This window comes from Thermomonospora umbrina (assembly GCF_003386555.1).
In the GTDB taxonomy this organism is placed as follows: Bacteria; Actinomycetota; Actinomycetes; order Streptosporangiales; family Streptosporangiaceae; genus Thermomonospora; species Thermomonospora umbrina.
In genome coordinates this window covers 1,364,338-1,380,163 of record NZ_QTTT01000001.1, presented here as the reverse complement: position 1 = coordinate 1,380,163, position 15,826 = coordinate 1,364,338, and the positions used below count along the sequence as shown (strand labels likewise).

Below are 15,826 nucleotides of genomic sequence, written 5' to 3'. Positions count from 1 at the left end.
GTCGGGCCGGAACGGCGGCGCGGGACGGAATGCGCAAGGATGAGCACTCGCTGACGGGGTCCAGTTGGGGAGGTTCGATGCGCTACGGGGTGGCACGGCGCGGCACGGCGGGGTTCGCGGCCCTGGTGCTCGCGACGGGCGGATGCGCCATGAAGGACGGCAACAAGAGCCAGGTCTGCGCCGACGGCAAGCAGGCCGTTCAGCAGTACGCCACCCGGCTGAAGACGGTGGCCGCGAACGACCCCGCGCAGTGGAAGCAGGTCACCGACCAGCTCGCGGTCCGCTTCGACGCACTGTCCAAGACGGCCGAGGACGCGACGCTCAAGAAGGCGCTCAAGGACGGGTCGACCCAGTTCCGCGCCGCGGCCACCGCCCTGGGCACCGGCGACGCGGCCGCTCTCAACAAGGCCCTCGCCGAGACCCCCGACCGCCTCGGCACCGCCTGCGACTGACGCCTCCGCCCCCGCCCGTACCGGAACGGAAGGGAGGCCGGAGTAGCGGCCCGCCTGTGACCGACGCGAGCGATCGAAGCGTCCGCCACCGCCCGGGGCGGACGCGTTCGCCCCGCCGTGCCGGAGAGGAGGCCGGGCGGGCCCGAGCGTTCCGGTGGGCGCTCGGGCCCTGGGGACGGTCAGTCCCGGCGGCCGCCGAAGGCCGTGGTCGAGGCCTGCTGAGGAAGGACGCTGCGTTCGCGGTTGCCGCCGCCGCCGTCGCCACCGCCGTCACCGCCGCCTCCCGGCGGGCCGGTCGGGCCGCCGCCGGGGGGCGGGTCGGACGGGCCGGGGTCGCCCGGGCCGCCGGGGTCGGGACCGGGGTCGGACGGGTCGGGGTCGGGGGACTGCGGCGGGTCGGTCGGGGTGTCCCGGGGCGGCGAGGTCGGGGAGTCCGGAGTGCGGTCGGTCCGGCCGCCTCCGCCGCCCCCGTAGACGTAGGTGGACGGGGGCCCGAAGCTCTCTGCGGAGAGGTTCTTGATGTTGACGGCCTCGGACGTGTACGCCCGCCAGATCTGCGCGGGCAGCACGCCTCCGAAGGCGCTGTAGCCGCCGATCTGCACCTGTTTGGACGGGCTGTCGCTCCGGTAGATCGCGACGGAGGTGGCCAACTGGGGGATGAAGCCGTTGAACCACAGCGCGTTGCCGTTGTCGGTGGTGCCCGTCTTGCCCGCGACGTCGCGGCCGTCATAGAGCTGCGCGCCGGTGCCGGTGCCGCTCTCGACGACCTTGGTCATCGCGTACGTGGCGTCCCGGGCGACCTGCTGGCTGAACGCCCGCTTGCCCTTCTCGGTGTACTGATGACGGTCGCCGTCCAGCTCGGTGACCGACTTCACCACGTACGGGGTGCGGTGGACGCCCTCGGCGGCGAAGGTGGCGAACACTCCGGCCTGCTGCACGGTGTGCACCGAGATCACGCCGAGCGGGAACGTCGGGGCGGTGTTGGCGCCGTTCGCGGTGAGCTGCGAGCGCGGGATGCCCAGCTTCTCGGCCATCTTGGTGACCTTGTCGAGCCCGATCTCCTGGCCGAGCTTGACGTAGCCGGTGTTCACCGAGTTCTGCGTGGCGGTGACGAGGTTGACGTAGCCGTAGCTGGTGCCGCCGCTGTTACGGACCGGTGTGCCGTTGTAGTACTGCGGTGAGCTGCCGTCGACCACGCTGCCGAGCGTCTTGCCCTCGGTGAGCGCGGTGGCCAGCACGATCGGCTTGAAGCCCGACCCGGCCTGCGCCCAGTGCCCGAACGAGCTGCTGAGCTGCTCCTCCAGATAGCCGCGCCCGCCGTAGAACGCCACGACGCGCCCGGTGTCCGGGTCGATGGAGACCAGACCGGTCAGGGTCTTGCCGCCGGTGTCGTCGGGCAGGTTGTCCTCGACCGCGTCCTTGGCCGCGTCCATCAGCTTCTTGTCGAACGTGGTCGTGACCTTCAGACCGCCGCGGTTGATCTGGTCCTCGGTGTAGCCCCGCCGCTCGCGCAGCTCCTTCTGGGCGATCCGCACCATGTAGCCGAGCTGGTCCTTGAGGACGTCGGTGACCTTGAGCTTGTCCGGCGTCGGGAACGTCATGGCCGCGGCCTCGGCCGTGCTGAGCGCGCCGGTCTGCGTCATGGCGGTGACCACCGAGCGCCAGCGCTCCTCCGCGGCGGAGCGGTGGCTGCCGGTCGGGTCGCCGAACGGAGTCGGCTGCTGGATCGCCGCCGCCAGGTAGGCCGCCTCCGCCTTGGTCAGGTCCTTGACGTCCTTGCCGTAGTACGCCTGGGCGGCGGCCTGGATGCCGTACGCGTCACGGCCGAAGAAGATGGTGTTCAGGTACTGCTCGAGGATCCACTCCTTGTCCTTCTGTCCGCCGACCTTCAGGGAGACCATGATCTCCTTGAGCTTGCGGCTGACCGTCCGCTCCTGGCCGAGGCCCTGGTAGTAGTTGCGGACCATCTGCTGGGTGATGGTCGAGCCGCCCTGGAGCTGCTCGCCGGACACCGTGGACCAGAAGGCGCGGATCGTGCCCCGGACGGAGACGCCGGGGTCCTCGTAGAAGCTGCGGTTCTCGGCGGCGATCACGGCGTCGCGCACGTGCGGCGGGACCTCGGACAGCTCGACCTTCTGCCGGTTCACCCCGATCTTGGCGATCAGGGTCTTGCCGTCGTCGTAGTAGAACTCCGGCCCCTGCGCCGTGGCGTCCTCCTGCGGGGACGGCACCGGCGTGAACGCGTACGCCACCGCGAACGCGGCGATCAGCAGGCCCAGGAACGCCAGCAGGCCGAAGACGATCCGGCGGGTGTAGCGCGCGAGGCGGCTGCGCTCCTTGCGCGGCCTGCGCCACCGGCGACCCGCCTTGACACCCGCGCCCGCGCCCTTGCCGGGACCCTCGCCGGCGGCGTCGGGGCCGTCGTCCGGCCCCCGGCCCGTGTCGTCCGCAGCCGCCCCCACAGCCGCGTCCCCCTTCGCGCTCTCGGCTTCACCGGTCTCGTGCCCGACGGTCTCCAGAACGGCCGTGCCGCCCGGACCCTCCGTCGAACCGTCAACGCCCGGGTCCCCGGCCGGCGTTCCCGCGGGGGCCCCGATCGTGCTCTCGGTCGGCGTGACGCTCGCCATGCCCACGGGGCCCACCGGGTCGGCCCCGGTCTCGTCGTCCGCGCCGGTCTCGGCGGGCTCCTCGGCGTTGTCTACCACAGGCAGGTCGCGCGCCGTGGCCGTTGTGCCGGATGGGGCGGCCTCGGCGGTCACCTCGTCCCGTTCGACCCGTTCGGCCAGGTCATCGGCGGTGTCGGGCGCGAGGGCGTCGTTGGGGGAGTGCTCGGTCATCAGGTCGGTGGGATCCGTCGCGGCGGTGTCGGGGGCGGGGGCGGAGGTCGGGGGCTCGGGGGAGCCCGGGGGGTCGGGGGAGTCGGGCGCGCGGGCCGCCGGCGGGTCTTCGGTCGCCGATGCGTCGAGGTGCTCCGGGCCGCGGGGCGTCATGCCGTCCGAGCCCATGCCGGTGCTAGTCACACGCCCCCCGTGATGTACCCGTGACCGAAGTCGCCCGTGGGCCTCCGGTGAATCGGCCCGTCACTGTCCACTTCCCATGGCTTCCACAAACAGGACGATCGACACCTCTCGATGGTTGTCGCGACGGCGGCATCGGGCCGAAAGGGCGGTTCCCACGGCCGTTCGACACCGTCCGGAACGTGCGGAACGAGGAAACGGCGGGGAACCCCGGCCGGGGGTCCGCCGCCGTCTCCGCGTCGGTGGTCGTGCGGTTACTTCTTGGGCGCGGTGCCGAGGATGTCCACGATGAACACCAGGGTGTCGTCGCCCTTGATGCCCCCCTGCGGATTGCCCTCCTTGCCGTAGCCCTCCTTGGGCGGCAGGATCAGCATCACCCGGCTGCCGACCTTCTTGCCGGTCAGGCCCTTGTCGAAGCCGGGGACGGTGGCGCCGGTGCCGATGGCGAACGCCGAGACCGGGCCGCGCTTCCAACTGGAGTCGAACTCCTTGCCGGTCTTCCAGATCTGGCCCTGGTAGTGGGTGATCGCGTTGTCGCCCTTGACCAGCGCGGGGCCGTCGCCCTCGATGAGGGTCTTGACGACCAGCTTGTCCGGGGCGTCCTCGTCCGGCATCTTCACCTTGGGGCCCTCACCCGGCTTGGCGGGGGGCTCGACCACGGGCAGGCCGTCCTCGGAGAACTTCTTGAACTCGCCGGGGATCGCCGACGCCTTGGGGAAGCTCTTGACGACGTCCATGACGAACAGCATGGAGTCGCTGCCGGTGATCCCGAGCTGCTGGTTGCCCTCCTTGCCGAACCCGTCGGCCGGCGGGATCTCGACCTGCACCCGGCTGCCCACCGTCTGGCCGAGCAGCGACTTGCTCAGGGTCTTGTCGATCCCGGTGAGGTCCTTGCCGCCGAGCGCCATGGACACGGGCGCGCCCTGCGAGTAGGTGCTGTTGATCTTGCTGTTCGGGTTGTCGTCCTTCTCGTCCCCGGCGGGGTCGGCGCTCGCCGCGCCGGACGAGGCCTTCCACTTGTAGAAGGTCAGGTGGACGAACGCCAGGTCGTCGACGGCCAGCTTGGGCCCGGTGCCCCGGATCAGCGCCTTGGCGCCGAACCTGCCGCTGGGCTTCAGGTCCGAGGGGATCTGGACCTTAGGCTCCTTGCCGAGGGCTCCGGACACCTCGACCTTGGGACCCGGCCGGGTCACGTACCAGGTCGTGCCCCCGGCCACCGCGAGCGCGGCCACCAGCAGCCCGGCGATCGCCAGCCGCTTGCGCCGCTTGGCCTGGGCCGCGGTGAGCGCGGACGGCTTGGGCGGGGTGCGTCGGCTGGAGCCCCCGCTGATCCCGTGGGGCGTGAAGTCCGGACGCTTGATGCCCTGCGCGCTCGGCAGCTTCGCCTTCAGCTTCGGGCTGGGGGCCGGTGAGCCGCCGCTCGGCTTGTCATCCTCGGGCATTTTCCTCACTGTTTCCGGCTAGACGACACCTCAAAGAGCACACCTTGCCAGCACCGGCCTAAGGGCAGTGTGAAACCGTGCGAACAAGACCGGACCGAATGTATCGGGCCGGACCGGCGCGTGGAACCGGATGGGAGCACGTGCCCACGGCCGTATCGTGTCGCACGCAGTCTATCCGTGCCCGGTCATCGTTTGACGAGGTAGCGCAACCAGACCAGACCGTCGCCCAGGGCCTCGTTGGCCAACTGGTAGAGCCCGCCGCCGGGCGGCGGGGCGGTCCCGTACCAGAAGCGGTCGCCGTCCGCGCCCGCCAGACACGGGTGGACGAGCAGGCTGACCTCGTCCAAGAGCCCGGCGTGCAGCAGCGCCCCGGTGAGCTGCCCGCCGCTGTCGACCCGTACGGTCTCGACCCCGTGGTCCTCGCGCAGGGTCGCCAGGACGGCGGCGAGATCGACGCGCTCGTCGCCGGCGACCAGCTCCGGAACGTTCCGATCCGCGGGCCGCGGCGGGGTGGCCCGGGAGTGCAGGGCCAGGACGCCGGACCAGCGCCCGGCGTCGCGCAGCCCGTCCCAGCGGGAGACGCGGCCCCGCCCGTCGACGACCGCGAGGAGCGGCCCCTCGGTGAGCGGGCCGGGCCCGGGGGCGGCCTCCAGCGCCGGCTCCTGGGTGAGGATCGTGTCCGCCCCGGTGAGGGTGGCGTCCTCCGCCCAGGTGGCGGCGAGCTCGTAGAACCGGCTGACATCGGGGTGGAAGCCCACCGTCGAGCCTTCGACGGAGACCGCGGTGTGGGCCACCACGTAGGGCTGATCTGGCGCCATAGGTCTGAGATTAGACCGTTCCGTCGCTCAGCGGTCCCGGATGCGGCCTTTGGGTTTGTAGACGGACAGGGCGGTGGCGGTGACCAGCATCAACAGTTGGACGGACACGGCCGCGACCTGTCTCCAGCGCCCTCCGGCGTCCGGTCGGACTCCGTGCTCGGTGGCGGCGGCCATGGCCTCGGGGGTGAACGCCAGCATGCCCACGAGGACGGTGGCCACCAGCAGGCCCAGCTTGGCCGCCACCCACCAGTGGCGCGCGAGCCCCCAGTGGGTGCCCAGGCCGAGGGCGATCCCGGTGACGAGGGCGATCATGCTCAGCGGGATGCCGCCTCCGAAGACCAGGAACGACATCAGCCGGTAGGCCGAGTGCGCCAGCGGGACCTCGTCGGTCAGCGCGGCGGCGAGGTTGAGGATCACCAGCCCCCACACCTCGCCCAGCAGCGCGACCGAGGCGATCACGTGCACGACCAGGACGCTCTTCCGCGCGCCCGGCGACAGTCGGCGTCCCCCCGTCCGGTGGCGCTGTTCGACGGCGGTCATCGTGGTCCCCTCTCGCTCGACGGCTCCGTGCATCGTGGCCGGACGTCTCGGGGGCCGTCGTCGGGCCGTCGGAGACATCCCGGATGCCGCACCGGGGGTAAGGCGGCGACCGCCGTGTGCTCCCGGCGTCGTAGGCGATTGACAAAGACCGCCGCGGACTTCGTCGATCGTCCGGAGGCGGCGAGGGGCACGGGCGGCGTACAAACATCAGGCCACCCCCAAAGGCATAAGGAGCCCTGATGCGACACGCCAGGCGAACTCTCCACGAGGTGCTCGTACCGCTGGTCGCGACGGTCGTCGCGATGGTCATGGTGTCCGCGCTCGTCCCCGGCGTCTCATGGGCGGCGCGGAGCGCGCTGCGGCCGATCGTCTTCGTGCACGGGTTCTTCGGCTCGGGCAGCCAGTTCGCGACCCAGGCCAAGCGGTTCGCGTCCAACGGCTACCCGGCGACCCACGTCGAGTACGTGGAGTACGACACCCTCTTCCTGTCCAACACCCGCGCCGAGGTGCTGGCGTCGCTCGAACGACGCATCGCCCGGCTCAGGGCCGCCACGGGCGCCGACAAGGTCGAGTTGGTGGGGCACTCGCTGGGCACGTCGATCTCTCAGGAGTACCTCAACAGCTCGCCGGAGCGGGCCGCCGGCGTCGCCCACTACGTGAACATCGACGGCTCCACCGCCACCGCGCTCCCGGGCGGCGTGCCGACCCTGGCGCTGTGGGCGGAGGGCGGGCAGAACGACTCCATCCCCGGTGCGACCAACGTGCACATGCCGAACGAGTCCCATGTGGAGAACGCGTCCTCGCCCGCCTCGTTCGCCGCGATGTACCGGTTCTTCACCGGGGCGGCGCCGGTCACCACCGAGGTCGTTCCCGAGCAGGGGGAGATCACGTTGGCCGGTCGGGCCGTGCGCTTCCCGAGCAACGGCGGCCCCGGGGACGCGGTGGTGGACGTGTTCGAGGTGGACCCGGCGACCGGGCGGCGGACGACGCCCCAGCCCCTGTACACGTCCCGGGTGACCGAGGACGGCTCGTTCGGCCCGTTCCGGGGTCGGGGGAGCGCCCACTACGAGTTCCAGCTCACCCGTTCCGACACCGACCAGCGGCACCATCTGTACTTCGAGCCGTTCCTGCGCACCGACCTGGGCGTGCGGCTGATCAGCTCCGACCCGGGCAAGGGCGTGGACCGGCTGATCCACCGCGCGCCCGGCCACGCGGCGCTGCTGCTGTACCGCAACAAGGAGTGGTGGGGCGACCAGGGCGCGGCCGGCGACACCCTGACCGTCAACGGCCGCGCGGTGGTGAACGCGGGCACCGCCCCGCGCGGCAAGCGGGCCATCGCGCTGTTCGCCTTCGACCGGTTCGCCGACCGTCGTTCCAACCCGGGCCGGACGTTCGGGCTGTACCCGTTCCTGCCGTTCATGACCGCCGTGGACCTGCACGTCCCCGCGACGGAGCCGCCGGCGGGGAGCGTCACCCTGACCACGACCCAGCGCGGCGGCGGGACGCCGGTCCGGCTCGTCGTCCCGGACTGGTCCTCGGCGACGCACACCGTGACCGTCAACTTCAACGACCACGTGCACTGACGCGCGGACGCCGGGCGACGACGGGAGGGCACGCGGGGATCTCTGGCATGGTGGGGGCATGCGTCGGACGATTGTCGGGACGGTGCTGGCGGTGGCGGGCCTGATGGCGGGCTGCGCCCTCCTCGCCGAGTCCCCGCAGGACCGGGCGGCCGACGACGCCCTGGACCAGGCCGAACGGGTCCGCGACGCGCTCGGCGCCCGGGGTCTGACCGCCGCCGGCGACCTCGGGCGCGCGGCCGACGAGCTGGAGGGTGTCGAGGTCATGCGGGCCGGCGGGTCGAGGCTCGACCGGAACGGCGTCACGCTGGTCATCCGGGTGCCCGGCGCCGCGCCGACCGGCTGGATGAGCGGCCAGGCGGTCACGGTGCGGCGCTGCTTCGAGCTGCGGTTCCGCGACCGTGCGGGGGCCGCGTCGGGCCCGGCGGGGGTGCCCTGTCCGGAGGGCCCGGCCCTGGCGTTCGGGGCCTGGCCGCGACGGCCGGAGATCCCGCCCCCCGTGTACGAACGGCTGCGCCGGGCGTTGCCGAAGGTGCCCCGGGGCGACGCCGTCGACATGGCCAGGGTGCGGCGCGCGGTGAAGGCGCTGAGGTTGAAGCCGCAGATCCGCGCCGAGATCGCGGCGGAGGGGGAGATCGTCGGGGTCTCCCTCCAGACCGGCTCGGGGACGTCCCTCGACTGCCTGCTGGCGCGGGTGGCGCCCGGGTCGACCCGGGTGTGGAGCCCGGCCCGGCCTCGGCGGACGCCCGGTGGGGCCGGCTGCCGGGTGGACGCGGCCCTCCGCTCGCACTGACCCCGGGTCGGCCGGGGCTCAGTCGCCCGGGCGGCCGGCCGGGCGGGAGAAGGCGCGGAGCAGGGCCGGCAGGGCGAGCCGTTCGAGGTGGCCGGGCGGGACGGCGTCCGGCTCCAGGTGGCGCTGGGCCAACGACCCGTCGTGCAGCGCGTGGATGACCCTGACCAGGTCCTCCGGCGAGGAGGTGAACTCCCGGCCGACCCGTTCGACCGCCCAGGCGACCAGCGCGGTGAACTCGGCGGCGAACCGCTCCCGCTGCCCCCGCACCGCCTCGGCGGCCTCCGGATTCCGCGCCGCGTGCAGCACCAGCTCGGTCTCCACCAGCCACCACCTGCGGTCGTCGGGCATCACCGCCAGCACCATGTCGATGGCGACGTCCACGACGTCGAAGCCCTCCGGGAGCCCGTCCGGCAGGTCGAGCAGGGTGGTCCGCAGCTTTTCGAGGATCTGGTGGGAGTAGTCCTCCGACACGGCCAACAGCAGCTCGTCCATGGTGCGGAAGTTGGAGTAGAACGCGCCGCGCGTGTAGCCCGCGCGGTCGCACACCTCCTCGATGCTCGCCCCGCGCAGGCCCCGCTCGGCGAACACGTCCAGGGCGGCGTCCAGCAGCCGTCGGCGGGTCTCCGCACGCCGCCTGGTGACCCGCCGGGGCCTGCCGCCCGTGGCCTCGTGCTCGCCTGCCGTCATCACGAATGAAGGGTAGCGACCCTTCGTTCGGGCTCCCTCTCGGTGAGCGACCCGCCCTCGAGGCCGACCTTCGGTCCGAGCACCCGGATGCTACGACTTGCGCCGGATCCGGTAATGCAGGACGAGGAACGGGATGCCGAACAACTGGAACGCGTGCTCGGCCCGCAACTCCCCGTCCGCCGTGTACACGTCCAGCTCCTCGGCGAACCCGTGGACGGCCAGCGCGGTGAGGTCCCTGGTGTCGGGGTCGATGTAGGCCAGGTAGTGACCGGCGTGCGCCAGGTCGCTGCGGCTGCTCAGCGTCAGCCCGCCGCCCGCCCGGTCGCGCGGCACCAGCGTCGCCGTGAAGCTCGCGCTGGGGACGGGGAACCCGACGCTCACGTACCCGCGCCCCTCATGCCGGTAGGTGGTGTAGACGCCCACGTAGATCGGCTCGTCGGTGTCGGTGAACGAACGGATCCACCCCCGGACGGCGACGACGTCCGTACCGTCCGGCGTGATCGTGTCGATGCGACTGCGGACGCCGCGCTGCGTCTCCCGCTGGTTGGTCGGGACGTTCGCCTGGCCGAGCGGACGCGCCAGCAGCGTTCGGTACAGCAGATAGCCCGGCCGCACCCAGCGCCGCCACGCGGGCACGATGTCGAGCGCGAACCGCGTCGTGTGCTCGTAGAACTCGCGCACCAGCGGATCGACGCCGGCCGGATCGAACTCCGGCCCCGCCAGCTCGTCCAGCGAGGACACGATGCCGACGTCCCGGGCGTCCGCCGTGTAGGCGCCGCCGATCACCCGCGCCAGCTCACGGACGTAGTCGGTGCCCACATACCGGGAACGCGCCTCCAGCGGCACCACGAACGGCAGCTCCTCCGCCGGCACCTCCTCGGCCAGCAGGCTCACCTGCTCGTCCCGGAAGATCGCCGCCGACAGCACCCGGAACGCCAGCACGGTGGACGCCGCCACCACCGACGCGGGCACCGGCCCCCGGCGGGCGGACAGCCCGCCGCCCACCGCCGCGCCCACCACGGGGCCCAGCGCGACCTTCTGCGGCCGGACGCCCAGCGCCCCGGCGACCGTCCCGGTGGCCACCCCCACCGAGAGCGGCCCGGAGCCCGGGATCCGTCCCGCCAGCCACCCGACCGGAGCGGCCACGGCGGCGCTGGAGAGGATCCGCGACCACAGCGCCGGGATCTCCCCGGGCCGCTGCCGCACCCGCGCCGCCGCCTCGACCGCCCCGAGCAGCGCCGCCCCGGCGGCCGCGCCCGTCAGCCCCGCCCGCCGGCCCCGATGCCCGGTCAGCGCCGCCCCGGCCAGCGCTCCCATCCCCGCCGCCACCCCGACCTGTCCAGGCAGATCCCGATCTTTCGCCATGCCCGCACGCTACCGCCGCCCGGTCCCGGGACGGACGCACGGGAACACCCCGAGGCGATCCATTTTCGGCCGTGATAAAAGCGGAGAGTATTGGATTGCGGCCGTCCCGAATTCTGGGGCACTTCTCCGTCACCAGGGCCGATCGTCGGGAAGGGCTCGGGAACGTGACCGAGATCCGGGCCTATGTGCTGAAATGGTGGACCGGTCCCGTTTGGAAACGATTTGCTCACTGGTGATCCATATGGGTTGCCAGAGGTCCCGGTGGCGTGTCTGATCTGAGAGATATTCGGATCAGCGCGAGGGGTGCGGATGACGGTGGAAGCGGAGAGGTCCGGCACGGCGGAGGGGCTCGGCCGGACGCTGGGCACGCCCAAGATCGTGTTCCTGGTGGTGGCGGCCGCCGCGCCGCTGGTGGCGATGGCCGGGACCGTCCCGCTGTCCATGGGATCCGGGAACGGCGCGGGTGTTCCGGGGACCTATCTGGTGGCGACCGTGACGCTGATCCTGTTCTCGGTCGGTTACGCGGCGATGGCCCGCAGGATCACCGACCGGGGCGGCTTCTACGCCTACATCGCCCGCGGGCTGGGCCGCCCGGTCGCGGCGGCCGGGGCCGTGTTCGCGCTCGTCGGCTACAACGCCCTGGTGGCGGCGCTGGCCGGGGGCATCGGCTACTTCCTCACCGACGGCGCGGAGGCCCCCGGCCCCTGGTGGGCCTACAGCGCCGTGGCCATCGTGATCATGGGCGTGCTCGGCTACCGGAACGTGGACCTGTCGGCCAGACTGCTGGCGGTGCTGATGACCTGCGAGGTCGTGGTGCTGCTGGTCTTCGACGTCGCGGTGCTCGCCGAGCGGGGCACGGACGCCTTCGTGGCCGCCTCGTTCGACCCCGGGACCGTGCTGGCGGGCGCCCCCGGCGTCGCGTTCATGTTCGCCTTCGGGTCGTTCGCCGGGTACGAGTCGGCCGCGCTCTACGCCGAGGAGACCAAGGACCCCAAGCGCGCCGTTCCCCGCGCCACCTACGCCGCCGTGCTGGTGATCGGCCTGTTCTACACGCTGACCAGTTGGCTCACCGTCGGGGCGATCGGCGCGGACGAGGCGCGGCAGGCCGCCAAGACCCAGGAGGGCGACCTGTTCTTCAACCTGACCGAGGACCTGCTCGGCGCGGGGGTCCGGGCGGTGTTCGGGCTGCTGGTCATCACCAGCATCTACGCCGCGCTGGTGTCGTCGCACAACGCGTCCGGGCGCTACCTGTTCTCGCTGGCCCGTGACGAGCTGGCCCCGGCGCGCCTCGGCCGCGTGCACCCGCGGCACCGCTCGCCGCACACCGCGAGCCTGGCGCAGACGGCCTTCACCGCGCTGGTGGTGGCGATCTTCGCGGTCGCCGGGCTGGACCCGTACACCAACCTCGTCACGATCATGAGCGGGCTGTCGACCCTGGGCATCGTGCTGCTGCAGGCGTTCGCCTCGATCGCCATCGTGCGGTACTTCCGCCGTGACCGGTCCGGAACGGTGCTCAAGACGCTGGTCGCGCCGCTGGCGGGCTGCGTCGGGCTGCTCGCGGGCGCCGTCCTGCTGCTGGCCAACTTCGCCACGCTGGCGCACAGCGACGCGCTGCCGATCCTCGCGCTGCCGTACGTCGTCATCGCGTTGGCCGCGGCCGCCGCGCTGTACGCGTACCGACTGCGCGGCACCGACCCGGAGCGGTACGCGCGCATCGGCCATCCGACGTCCGTCGAGGCCGCGACCCGGGAGGAGGACACCGATGACGTACACGCCGGCTGACCTGCCCGACCACGTCGGCGAGGAGCTGATGTGCTCGGACTGGGTGGAGTTGACCGTCGACGACGAGAAGGCGTTCGGTGAAGCCACGTTCTATCGGGAGGACTTCCTGGGGCGTACGTCGTCCAATGGAGATCCTTATGGTGAGCGGCTCATCTCCGGATTCCTGCTGCTGTCGATGCTGGTGGCCCTCCACAAACGTCACCTGGACCTCGACCTCGGCGGTGCGTACGGCCTCAACTACGGCCTCGACCGGGTGCGCTTCCTGCGGCCCGTGCTGGCGGGGGACCGGGTCCGCCTGCGCGTGGAGCTGATCGAGGCCCACGAGAAGTCGCCCGGCAGGATGCGCGTGCTGACCCGCAACGTCCTCCACGTCGAGGGTGCGGACGAGCCGGCGATGGTCGCCGACTGGATCACCCTCTTCATCGACCCGGAGACCGACGATGCCTGAGCTGCCCAAGGCCGAGAGGGTCGCCGACTTCCTGGCGCACTGGGCCGAGCGCCGCCCCGACGCGCTCTTGGACGACCTGGGCGGGACGCGCCGCGACTACCGGCGGGGCGCCGCCGACGTGGCGCGCTGCGCCGAGGCGCTGACCGCCTCCGGCGTACGGGCCGGTGACCGGGTCGCCGTGCTCACCACCCCCCGGCCGGAGTTCCTCACGATCTTCCTCGCGCTGTCGCGGATCGGCGCGGTGTGGGTGGGCCTCAACCCCCGCTACACGCGGCCCGAACTGCTGCACGTGGTGACCGACAGCGCCCCCGTCCTGCTGATCGCGCTCGCCGAGCACGACGGCCGCTCGTACGCCGACGACGTCGGAGCCCTGGCCGAGGCGGCCCCGTCCGTACGGGAGACGGTCGCGCTGACGGGCTCGATCCCCGGAGCGGTGCCGTTCGAGGAGTTCCTCACCCGGGAGCCGTCCCCGCAGGACCGGGCCCCCGATCCGGGGCCGGCCGACGGGCCCGGGCTGATCGTCTACACCTCGGGCACGACCGGGCGGCCCAAGGGCGCGGTCATCGGCCACCGGGCGTTCGCCGAGGGCTGTCTCCTCCAAGCCGCCCGGCAGTACCACCCGAACGCCGTGGCGCTGGCGAACCTGCCGGTCAGCCATGTCGGCGGCGTCATGGACCTGGTATCGGTGCCGCTGGCGATGGGCGGCGCGGCCTGCTTCATGGAGGACTTCGACCCGGCCGCGATCCCCGCCGTCATCGAACGAGCCCGCGTCACGCTGTGGGGCCAGATCCCCACGATGTTCCAACTCGTGATGGCCCGGCCGGAGTTCGCCGCCGCCGACCTGTCGTCGCTGGTGATGATCGGCTGGGGCGGCGCCCCCATGCCCCGCGACCTGGTGCCCCGCCTGCGCGCCACCGGCGCCGCGCTCACCACCGTGTACGGGCTGACCGAGAGCTGCGTGGCCGTCGCCTACAACGATCCGGACGCCGACGACGAGACGCTGGCGACCACGATCGGGCGGCCGGACCCCCGACTGGAGCTGCGGCTGGTGGACGAGCACGGCGCGGCGGCGCCCCCGGGCACGCCGGGCGAGATCCAGGTCCGCAACCCGTGCCTGATGAGCGGCTACCTCGGACTGGAGGAGGCGACCGCGGAGGCGTTCACCGAGGACGGGTTCCTGCGCACCGGGGACCTCGCGGTGGAACGCCCCGACGGGAACCTCACCCTGGTCGGCCGGCTCAAGGAGATGTTCAAGTCCGGCGGCTACAACGTCTATCCGCGCGAGGTCGAGCTGGTGCTGGAGGCGCATCCGCAGGTCGTGGCGGCGGCCGTCGTCGCGGTGCCCGACGCGGTCTATCACGAGGTCGGGGCCGCCTTCGTGATGCTCCGCCCGGGGGCCGGGGAGGACCCGGGGAGCCTGGCCGCGCACTGCCGGGAACGCCTGGCCGGCCACAAGATCCCCAAGCGGATCGAGATCGTGGACGAGTTGCCGCTTTTGTCGACCGGTAAAGTCGACAAGACGCGACTGAGGGCGGAGCCGGGTGTGCGGCGCTGACAGGCATTCCAACCCGAAACCGACGAGATTGTCATATCACTGGCGCAACCCCGCCGAATCGTGAATCGTGACTACCGCCGGCGCCGCCGGTGGCGGTCCCGGCAGCGGTCGGAGGGACGATGATCAGGAACCTGGCCTTTCCGTTCTGCGCCGCCATCCTCACCGGGGTCTTCGTCTATAAATTGCGCCATCTGCGTTCTCAGTGGGGGAACGCCCGGCTGTGGGCGCTGTGCGCCACGGTCTTCTTCTTCTGCATGACGCTGTGGTCGGCGTCCCCGGCCGCGGCGGCCCGGATCAACCGGATGGCCGGCATCGTCAACGTGGCCGAGCTGGTGGCGGCCATCTGCCTGTCCGGACTGGCGGCCGCGTTCCTGTGCCTGGCCCTGTTGTGGCGCTACTCGACCGCGTTGGCCTGGGCCCGGCTGCGCTGGGTGCTGGCGACCTACTCGCTGCTGGTCGTCGTGATCAGCCTGCTGTTCGCGCTGTCCACGGTGCCGACGGAACGCACGGTCGACTTCCCGTACTTCTACGCCAGGCAGCCCACCGTCGCGATCATGTACGCGATCTACTACTCCTCGACGCTGGTGGGTTCGGCGGTCCTGGCCCGCTGGTGCTTCGTGTGGGCCCGCCACCCCGACTACGCGGGGCTGCCGTACCTGCGCCGGGGCTTGCGGCTGTACGCCGGGTTCGGGGTGGTGCTGGCCGTCTACTCGCTGATCCGGCTGGTGACCCTGGCCGCGAACTGGTTCGGCACCGACGCGCTCAACCCGGTGGGGGCGGGCGCCTCGCTGATCGGGGCCCCGTTCGGCTGCTTCTTCCTGGTGGCGGCCATGGTCGTCCCCGTGTACGGGCCGCGCTGGCTCGGGGTGCGGAGGGGGGTGCGCCGGTGGACGGGCTTCCTGACGCTGCGGTCGCTGCACCGTGCGCTGACCGACGTCGACCCGTCGGTGATCTTCGTGGCCCGGGGGCGTCGCCTGGATCTGCAGCACCGGATCCGCCGCGCCATCATCGAGCTGAGCGACTGGCGGTGGGCGCTGGCGCCGCTCTTCGACCCCGCCGTCGAGGACGCGGTCCGTGCCGTGGCCCGCGAACGGGGCGTCCCCGAGGAGGAGCTGGCCACGCTGATCGAGGCGGCCCAGCTCAAGGCGGCCATGGCGGCCAGGCGGGCGGGCGCGCGCGGCACCGAGGCCCCGTCCGAGCGCTCGGCCGACGAACGCGACGGCAACGACATCGATCTGGAGATGGCGTGGTGGTGCCAGGTCGCCCGGGCGTTCAAGCGCTCGCCGGTCGTCGACCACGCCGTCGCGCGGACCCACGGCACGGACAACACCGCGGTCTCGCTCTAGG

At 72.3% G+C, this 15,826-nt stretch carries 13 protein-coding genes; 7 read left to right on the top strand and 6 right to left on the bottom strand.

Annotated elements, in window-relative coordinates:
* The first annotated feature begins 77 nt into the window (after positions 1–77).
* Positions 78–452, top strand: coding sequence for a hypothetical protein (locus DFJ69_RS05945; protein WP_116021547.1), 375 nt, complete (start codon positions 78–80; stop codon positions 450–452).
* Positions 453–631: 179 nt separating this feature from the next.
* On the opposite strand, the gene DFJ69_RS05940 is transcribed toward DFJ69_RS05945, so the two are convergent.
* From DFJ69_RS05940 to DFJ69_RS05925, 4 genes are all read right to left on the bottom strand, one after another.
* Positions 632–3,472, bottom strand: a complete 2,841-nt coding sequence (locus DFJ69_RS05940) for a transglycosylase domain-containing protein (RefSeq protein WP_147312218.1) — start codon at positions 3,470–3,472, stop codon at positions 632–634.
* Between the two features lie 251 nt (positions 3,473–3,723).
* Complete coding sequence (locus DFJ69_RS05935) at positions 3,724–4,911, bottom strand: FKBP-type peptidyl-prolyl cis-trans isomerase (protein WP_116021545.1); 1,188 nt, start codon at positions 4,909–4,911, stop codon at positions 3,724–3,726.
* Positions 4,912–5,096: 185 nt separating this feature from the next.
* Complete coding sequence (locus DFJ69_RS05930; protein WP_116021544.1) at positions 5,097–5,729, bottom strand: RibD family protein; 633 nt, start codon at positions 5,727–5,729, stop codon at positions 5,097–5,099.
* Between the two features lie 27 nt (positions 5,730–5,756).
* Positions 5,757–6,269 carry a hypothetical protein gene (locus DFJ69_RS05925; RefSeq protein WP_147312217.1) on the bottom strand — a complete coding sequence of 171 codons (513 nt, stop codon included), beginning with the start codon at positions 6,267–6,269 and terminating at the stop codon, positions 5,757–5,759.
* 239 nt (positions 6,270–6,508) lie between these two features.
* Between DFJ69_RS05925 and DFJ69_RS05920 the strand changes: the two genes are divergently transcribed.
* Entirely contained in the window at positions 6,509–7,852 is a 1,344-nt protein-coding gene (locus DFJ69_RS05920; protein WP_116021542.1) for an alpha/beta fold hydrolase, read from the top strand.
* Positions 7,853–7,910: 58 nt separating this feature from the next.
* A complete protein-coding gene (locus DFJ69_RS05915) occupies positions 7,911–8,642 on the top strand; it encodes a translation initiation factor IF-2 (RefSeq protein WP_147312216.1) in 732 nt (243 codons plus the stop codon).
* Between the two features lie 18 nt (positions 8,643–8,660).
* Here DFJ69_RS05915 and DFJ69_RS05910 read toward each other — a convergent pair whose 3' ends face one another.
* Together DFJ69_RS05910 and DFJ69_RS05905 are read right to left on the bottom strand one after the other, a co-directional pair.
* Complete coding sequence (locus DFJ69_RS05910) at positions 8,661–9,329, bottom strand: TetR/AcrR family transcriptional regulator (RefSeq protein ID WP_116021540.1); 669 nt, start codon at positions 9,327–9,329, stop codon at positions 8,661–8,663.
* Between the two features lie 90 nt (positions 9,330–9,419).
* Positions 9,420–10,694 carry a hypothetical protein gene (locus DFJ69_RS05905; protein ID WP_116021539.1) on the bottom strand — a complete coding sequence of 425 codons (1,275 nt, stop codon included), beginning with the start codon at positions 10,692–10,694 and terminating at the stop codon, positions 9,420–9,422.
* A 309-nt stretch (positions 10,695–11,003) separates the two neighbouring features.
* Here DFJ69_RS05905 and DFJ69_RS05900 point away from each other — a divergent pair, with 309 nt between their 5' ends.
* The 4 genes from DFJ69_RS05900 to DFJ69_RS05885 all read left to right on the top strand — a co-directional run bounded on the left by DFJ69_RS05900 (position 11,004) and on the right by DFJ69_RS05885 (position 15,825).
* Entirely contained in the window at positions 11,004–12,476 is a 1,473-nt protein-coding gene (locus tag DFJ69_RS05900) for an APC family permease (protein ID WP_116021538.1), read from the top strand.
* Positions 12,457–12,924, top strand: a complete 468-nt coding sequence (locus DFJ69_RS05895) for a hotdog family protein (protein WP_116021537.1) — start codon at positions 12,457–12,459, stop codon at positions 12,922–12,924. The genes DFJ69_RS05900 and DFJ69_RS05895 overlap by 20 nt, the downstream gene beginning before the upstream one ends.
* Positions 12,917–14,479 (top strand): class I adenylate-forming enzyme family protein, encoded by a 1,563-nt coding sequence (locus tag DFJ69_RS05890; protein ID WP_116021536.1) that lies wholly within the window; start codon positions 12,917–12,919, stop codon positions 14,477–14,479. Before DFJ69_RS05895 ends, DFJ69_RS05890 begins: the two co-directional genes overlap by 8 nt.
* Before the next feature lie 119 nt (positions 14,480–14,598).
* Complete coding sequence (locus DFJ69_RS05885; protein WP_116021535.1) at positions 14,599–15,825, top strand: MAB_1171c family putative transporter; 1,227 nt, start codon at positions 14,599–14,601, stop codon at positions 15,823–15,825.
* The last annotated feature ends 1 nt before the right edge of the window (position 15,826 follow it).